Origin of the sequence: Pseudomonas sp. LAMO17WK12:I5 (genome assembly GCF_900215165.1) — a bacterium.
Classification (GTDB): domain Bacteria; phylum Pseudomonadota; class Gammaproteobacteria; order Pseudomonadales; family Pseudomonadaceae; genus Aquipseudomonas; species Aquipseudomonas putida_A.
The window spans coordinates 433,268-440,340 of record NZ_OBDS01000004.1; the positions used below are offsets into that span (position 1 = coordinate 433,268).

The 7,073-nt window shown below is 61.3% G+C and carries 6 protein-coding genes; 5 read left to right on the forward strand and 1 reads right to left on the reverse strand.

Annotated elements, in window-relative coordinates:
• Positions 1-16: 16 nt before the first annotated feature.
• From parE to CRO59_RS09725, 5 genes are all read left to right on the forward strand, one after another.
• Positions 17-1,924, forward strand: a complete 1,908-nt coding sequence (parE, locus tag CRO59_RS09705; protein WP_095138100.1) for a DNA topoisomerase IV subunit B — start codon at positions 17-19, stop codon at positions 1,922-1,924.
• Positions 1,924-2,913: an esterase-like activity of phytase family protein gene (locus CRO59_RS09710; protein WP_097087099.1), complete on the forward strand. Its 990-nt coding sequence runs from the start codon at positions 1,924-1,926 to the stop codon at positions 2,911-2,913. The genes parE and CRO59_RS09710 overlap by 1 nt, the downstream gene beginning before the upstream one ends.
• Positions 2,910-3,434, forward strand: coding sequence for a TIGR02281 family clan AA aspartic protease (locus CRO59_RS09715; RefSeq protein ID WP_027611396.1), 525 nt, complete (start codon positions 2,910-2,912; stop codon positions 3,432-3,434). Before CRO59_RS09710 ends, CRO59_RS09715 begins: the two co-directional genes overlap by 4 nt.
• 7 nt (positions 3,435-3,441) lie before the next feature.
• Positions 3,442-5,706 (forward strand): DNA topoisomerase IV subunit A, encoded by a 2,265-nt coding sequence (gene parC / locus CRO59_RS09720; protein ID WP_097087101.1) that lies wholly within the window; start codon positions 3,442-3,444, stop codon positions 5,704-5,706.
• A 186-nt stretch (positions 5,707-5,892) separates the two neighbouring features.
• Entirely contained in the window at positions 5,893-6,603 is a 711-nt protein-coding gene (locus CRO59_RS09725) for a membrane integrity-associated transporter subunit PqiC (RefSeq protein ID WP_095138104.1), read from the forward strand.
• Between the two features lie 230 nt (positions 6,604-6,833).
• Here the strand turns inward: CRO59_RS09725 and CRO59_RS09730 are convergent.
• On the reverse strand, positions 6,834-7,073 hold a 240-nt coding region (locus tag CRO59_RS09730), incomplete at its 5' end, for an integrase core domain-containing protein (protein WP_143503136.1).

Here is a 7,073-nt window from a genome sequence, read left to right on the forward strand (position 1 = left end):
CTGACGACGAGACCCTATGGCCACTCCCAGCGCTAGCTCTTATAACGCCGACGCCATCGAAGTCCTCTCGGGCCTCGACCCGGTGCGCAAACGCCCCGGCATGTACACCGACACCAGTCGGCCGAACCACCTCGCCCAGGAAGTCATCGACAACAGTGTCGACGAAGCCCTGGCCGGCCACGCCAAATCGGTGCAGGTCATTCTGCACGCCGATCACTCGCTCGAAGTCAGTGACGACGGTCGCGGCATGCCGGTCGACATTCACCCGGAAGAGGGTGTGTCAGGTGTCGAGCTGATCCTCACCAAGCTGCATGCGGGCGGCAAGTTTTCCAACAAGAACTACCAGTTCTCCGGCGGTCTGCACGGGGTGGGTATTTCCGTGGTCAACGCCTTGTCGACCGAAGTCCGGGTGCGCGTGAAGCGTGACGGCAACGAATACCAGATGACCTTCAAGGATGGCTTCAAGGCCACCGAGCTGGAAATCGTCGGCACCGTCGGCAAGCGCAACACCGGCACCAGCGTGTACTTCGCGCCGGATCCGAAATACTTCGATTCACCGAAATTCTCCATCAGCCGCCTCAAGCACGTGCTCAAGGCCAAGGCTGTGCTGTGCCCGGGGCTGTTGGTCAGCTTCGAAGACAAGGGCACCGGCGAGAAAGTCGAATGGCATTACGAAGACGGCCTGCGCTCCTATCTGGTGGACGCGGTCAGCGAATTCGAACGCCTGCCGGACGAGCCATTCTGCGGCAGCCTCGCCGGTAATAAAGAAGCGGTGGATTGGGCGCTGCTGTGGCTGCCGGAAGGTGGCGACGCGGTGCAGGAAAGCTACGTCAACCTGATCCCGACGGCGCAGGGCGGGACCCACGTCAACGGTCTGCGTCAGGGCCTGCTCGACGCGATGCGCGAGTTCTGCGAATTCCGCAGCCTGCTGCCGCGCGGCGTGAAGCTGGCGCCGGAAGATGTCTGGGAGCGCATCGCTTTCGTGCTGTCGATGAAGATGCAGGAACCGCAATTCTCCGGCCAGACCAAAGAGCGTCTGTCGTCCCGTGAAGCGGCGGCGTTCGTTTCCGGCGTCGTGAAAGATGCATTCAGCCTGTGGCTCAACGCCAACCCGGAAACCGGTCTGGCGCTGGCCGAACTGGCGATCAACAACGCCGGTCGCCGCCTGAAAGCGAGCAAGAAAGTCGAGCGCAAGCGCGTCACCCAGGGCCCTGCGTTACCGGGCAAACTGGCTGACTGCGCCGGGCAGGATCCGATGCGGTCCGAGCTGTTCCTGGTCGAAGGTGATTCCGCCGGCGGTTCCGCCAAGCAAGCGCGGGACAAGGAATTCCAGGCGATCCTGCCGTTGCGCGGCAAGATCCTCAACACCTGGGAAGTCGATGGCAGCGAAGTGCTGGCCAGCCAGGAAGTGCACAACATCGCCGTGGCCATCGGGGTCGATCCGGGCGCGGCAGACATGAGTCAACTGCGCTACGGCAAGATCTGCATCCTCGCCGACGCCGACTCCGACGGTCTGCACATCGCGACGCTGCTGTGCGCGTTGTTCGTCCAGCATTTCCGCCCGCTGGTGGATGCCGGTCACGTCTACGTAGCGATGCCGCCGCTGTACCGCATCGACCTCGGCAAAGAGATCTACTACGCCCTCGACGAAGCCGAGCGCGACGGGATTCTCGACCGTCTGGTGGCCGAGAAGAAACGCGGCAAACCGCAGGTCACCCGATTCAAAGGTCTGGGTGAAATGAACCCGCCGCAACTGCGTGAAACCACCATGGACCCGAACACACGGCGCCTGGTGCAACTGACGCTGGGCGAGGATTTCGCCGAAACCTCGGAAATGATGGACATGTTGCTGGCGAAGAAACGCGCCGGTGACCGCAAGACCTGGCTCGAATCCAAGGGCAACCTGGCCGAGGTGCTGGCCTGATGCGGTTTGGCTGGGCCTTGGCGGGTGCGTTGCTGCTGAGTCCGATGAGCGTGTCGGCGGAGCCGCTGCAGGAATTGCGCGTGCTCTCCGAACACCCGGTCGAAGGCATGCGTGGCGGTAACCTGTCGGGACTGGCCATGTGTGGCAGCGAGTTGTGGACGGTGTCGGACCGCGATGACGATCAGATCTATCGGCTCAATACCGCCGATCAGGTCTGGCAGGCCGAGGCCTTGCACATCGACGTGCCGCTGGTGCCGGAGACCGGTTTGCCGTGGGGATTGCGCTCGCGCAATTGGGCCGCGTCGTTCGTGCGCGGTGGCGACCTCGATTTCGAAGGCATCAGTTGCGACAGCGCCGGCAATCGCTACATTGTCAGCGAGGGCCACGCGGCGGTCTTGCAGGTGCCCGTCAGCGGCCCGGTCAACTGGCTGAAGATTTCGCCGATGATGGTTCGCGAAGCGCGGGCCAGTGGCATGCTCCTGCATTTCAATGCGATCTTCGAAGGTCTGGCGATCAACCCGGCGGGCGATCAGATGTGGCTGGCCGGCGAACGGCAAAACCGCGGCTTGCTGCTGATCAAGCGTCAGCAGACGGTGTGGGATTGCGACGGTCGTTGCGTGCAGCTCAGCGAGGGCGGCAAGGAGATGCAGCCGCCGCAGTTCCCGCACGCCAAAGCGGTCGACCGCGACTTTTCCGACCTTTCGTTGTTCAACGGCAAATTGTTTACCCTTGAGCGCAACGCCTTCCAGATTTGTCGGCGCGATGCGCAGACCGCCAAGGTCGAGCGTTGCTGGTCGTACGCCGCTGAATTGTTGCAGGCCAACCGCCGTTACGCGCAGAACTTCGGGTTGGAAGAAGCATTGATCGTTGACGCTGAGGGTGCGTGGGTCGGCGTCGACAATAATTTCGGCCCCCGCGCCGACGGTGAGGTAAGGCCGATCGTCTGGCGCTTCGCCGCGCCTGAAGGTGGCTGGAGCGCCAAACCGTGAGTCAGCAACCGCCGGGCAAGCGCGCCGGCCGGGTGTTGATGATTCTGGCCTGGTGCGCGGGGCTGTTTCTGGCCACGCGGTTTTTCGGCCAGTGGGAAGAACGTCAGCAGAATCCGAATGTGGTGGTCACGTCCGAGCAGCATGGCGGCGTGATCGAAGTGAAGCTGGCCGGCAACGCCCAAGGGCATTTTGTCGCCAGCGGTCAGATCAACGGTGAGCCGGTGGAGTTCATGCTCGACACCGGCGCGACCGATGTGGCGATCCCGGCGGATCTGGCCAAGCGCTTGAAACTGGAAGAGGGTTTCGGTGTGACCCTGAGCACGGCCAACGGCCTGAGCCAGGGCTACCGGACAAAGATCGACCGCCTGCAACTGGGCGACATCGTGCTGCGGGACGTCCGCGCGCTGGTGGCGCCGGGGCTGCATGGCGATCAGGTGCTGCTCGGCATGAGCGCCCTGAACAAACTTGAATTTACCCAGCGCGGTGGCACCATGCTGCTGCGCCAGACAACGAACCGATGAGGCCCGCATGAGCGACTCCCTTGATCTCAGCCTGGACGGTGTAGAACGCCGATCGCTGGCTGACTTCACCGAAAATGCCTACCTCAACTACTCCATGTACGTGATCATGGACCGTGCCCTGCCGCATATCGGCGACGGCCTGAAACCGGTACAGCGGCGCATCATTTATGCGATGAGCGAGCTGGGGCTGGACGCCGATTCCAAGCACAAGAAATCGGCGCGTACCGTCGGTGACGTGCTCGGCAAGTTCCATCCGCACGGCGATTCGGCGTGTTACGAAGCGATGGTGTTGATGGCCCAGCCGTTCAGCTATCGCTACACGCTGGTCGACGGCCAGGGCAACTGGGGTGCGCCGGACGATCCGAAGTCCTTCGCCGCCATGCGTTACACCGAAGCACGCCTGTCGCGCTATTCCGAAGTGCTGCTCAGCGAACTGGGCCAGGGCACCGCTGACTGGGGCCCGAACTTCGACGGTACCTTGCAGGAACCACTGGTGTTGCCGGCACGTTTGCCGAACATCCTGCTCAACGGCACCACCGGCATCGCTGTCGGTATGGCCACCGACGTGCCGCCGCACAATCTGCGCGAAGTCGCCACTGCCTGCGTGCGCTTGCTCGATGAGCCGAAAGCCACGGTCGAACAGCTCTGCGAACACATTCAAGGCCCGGACTATCCGACCGAAGCGGAAATCATTACGCCGCGTGCCGACCTGCTGAAAATGTACGAAACCGGCAAGGGCTCGGTACGTATGCGCGCCGTGTACCACGTCGAGGACGGCGACATCATCGTCACCGCGCTGCCGCACCAGGTCTCCGGGGCCAAAGTGCTGGAGCAGATCGCCGCGCTGATGCAGGCCAAGCCGTCGAAAGCACCGCAGATCGCTGACCTGCGTGATGAATCCGACCACGAAAACCCGTGTCGCATCGTGATCATTCCGGTCAACAGTCGCGTCGATCACGAAGCGCTGATGCAGCACCTGTTCGCCAGCACCGAGCTGGAGTCGACCTACCGGGTCAACGTCAACATCATCGGTCTGGATGGCAAGCCGCAGTTGAAGAACCTGCGTGCATTGCTGGTCGAATGGCTGGAATTCCGCGTGCTGACCGTGCGTCGCCGCCTGCAATTCCGCCTCGACAAAGTCGAGCGTCGGCTGCACCTGTTGGACGGTTTGCTGATCGCCTACCTCAACCTGGATGAAGTGATCCACATCATCCGCACCGAGGAACACCCGAAAACCAAGCTGATCGAGCGTTTCGCCCTCAGCGAGATCCAGGCCGACTACATCCTCGACACCCGCCTGCGGCAGTTGGCGCGTCTGGAAGAGATGAAGCTGCGCGACGAGCAGGACGAACTGCTCAAGGAACAAGCCAAGCTGCAAGCCCTGCTGGGCAGCGAAGCCAAGCTGAAGAAGCTGGTGCGCACCGAGCTGCTCAAAGACGCTGAAACCTATGGCGATGACCGTCGTTCGCCGATCGTCGAACGTGCTGAAGCGAAAGCGCTGACCGAACACGATCTGCTGCCGAACGAGAAAGTTACCGTCGTGCTGTCGGAAAAAGGCTGGATCCGTTCGGCCAAAGGCCATGACATTGATGCCACCGGCCTGTCGTACAAGGCGGGTGACGGCTTCAAGACCTCGGCGGCGGGACGTTCCAACCAGTCTGCCGTGGTAATTGACTCCACTGGCCGCAGCTATTCGGTCGCCGCGCATACGTTGCCGTCAGCGCGTGGCCAGGGCGAACCGTTGACCGGGCGTCTGACCCCGCCACCCGGCGCGACCTTCGAATGCGTGCTGATGCCGGAAGACGATGCGCTGTATGTGATCGCCTCCGACGCCGGTTACGGTTTCGTGGTCAAGGGCGAAGACCTGCAAGCCAAGAACAAGGCCGGTAAAGCCCTGTTGAGCTTGCCGAACAACGCCAAGGTGATCGCGCCGCGTCCGGTGACTGATCGCGAGAATGACTTGCTTGCGGCCGTGACCAGCGAGGGGCGGATGCTGGTCTTCAATATCAGCGATTTGCCGCAGTTGGCGAAGGGCAAGGGCAACAAGATCATCGGTGTACCGGGTGACCGTGTCGCCAGCCGTGAAGAGTTTGTCACGGACATTGCTGTGATTCCCGCGGGTGCAACCTTGATCCTGCAAGCAGGCAAACGTCCGTATAAACTGAAAGCTGAAGACCTCGAACACTACAAAGGTGAGCGTGGACGGCGTGGCAACAAGCTTCCACGTGGCTTCCAGCGGGTCGATGCACTGCTCGTCGAAAACCTCAATTAGGCGAAAACGCCCATCTAGAGGCGTCGATCTACGATTTAACGCGTAGATCGACGCTTTGGCGCTGGAGTCGGAACGCATATTCACGGATGATATGGCCTTTCCAAGCGCCGGCGTGGCCGAGCGTTCTTCATATTTATTGAGTATTTTCACTGTGGTCAGCCTTGTGGCGGCCACCTGGACGGGATGATGACTGCTCTGCGCCCCCTTATTTTCCTGCTCGCCGGCGTTTTGGGCCTGGCGGGTTGCAGCGTTCACCAGCCGGTGTCGCTGTATCAGCTGGACAGCGGAAGTCCGGCTCAGCCTGCGCAAAGCACAGGCATGGCGGTTTTGTTGGGTCCGGTAGTCATTGCTGATTACCTGCAACGTGAAACTTTGCTGCAACGTCAACCGGACGGCAGCCTGCAAGCCTCGACCGACGGTCGCTGGGCGGGCAGCCTTTCGTCGGATATCGATCAATTGCTGATGCGTCAGGTGGCCGGTCATCTGGACAGCCAGCGTGTGGTATTGGCACCCGCCACTCTGGGATTTGCCCCGGATGTGCAGGTATTGCTGACCATCACGCGTCTGGACTCCGGTGAGAAGCAACCGGCGATCCTCGATGCACAATGGCGTCTGATCGACCGTCGTGGTCAGGTGCGCGATAACCGCATCGTTCATCTGCAGGAGCTGCATGCCGGTACCACGGCTTCGCAGGTGCAGGCGCAGGGGATTCTGTTGCAGCGTCTGGCCGAGCAGTTGTCGGTGGCGCTCAAGCCATTGGCCAACCAGCCTCCGGTGGCCGAAGCACCGCGTAAGGCAGCGCCTAAACCGGCAGCGCCGGCGGCGGATGCAGAGAAGCAGCCGAAGATTCCGATGGCTTCGCCGATTCGCACGGATATGGAAGTGTTCCGCTTCTGAGTCTGAATCAGAGTCAAACCAGAGCCCGCCTTGTGCGGGCTTTGTTGTTTCTGGGGGCTGGAGGACAGTTGTCGTCAGTGCTGACGCCTTCGCGAGCAAGCCCGCTCCCACATTTGATCAGCGGCGGGCACGTACCCTGTGGGAGCGGGCTTGCTCGCGAAGGGGCCGGAACAGGCGCCATAAAAGATCGCAGTGTCTAGTCCTGAAATAGGTTTACACCTGTTTCAGTCTCAAAACGCCCGATGCACCGCATCGGGCGTTTTGTATTTCAGGGATAAGTGCGGCCGCTCCCGGTTGTAGATTTGCACCGATTCATCCACCATTTTCACTGCATCCGCCAGGTCTTTGGGGCGATGCAGCAAAAACTCAGTCTTCAAAATCCCATTTACCCTCTCCGCCATAGCGTTCTGATAGCAATCATAACCGTCAGTCATTGAGCACCTGATTCCATGCCGGGTATGCATCCGTTG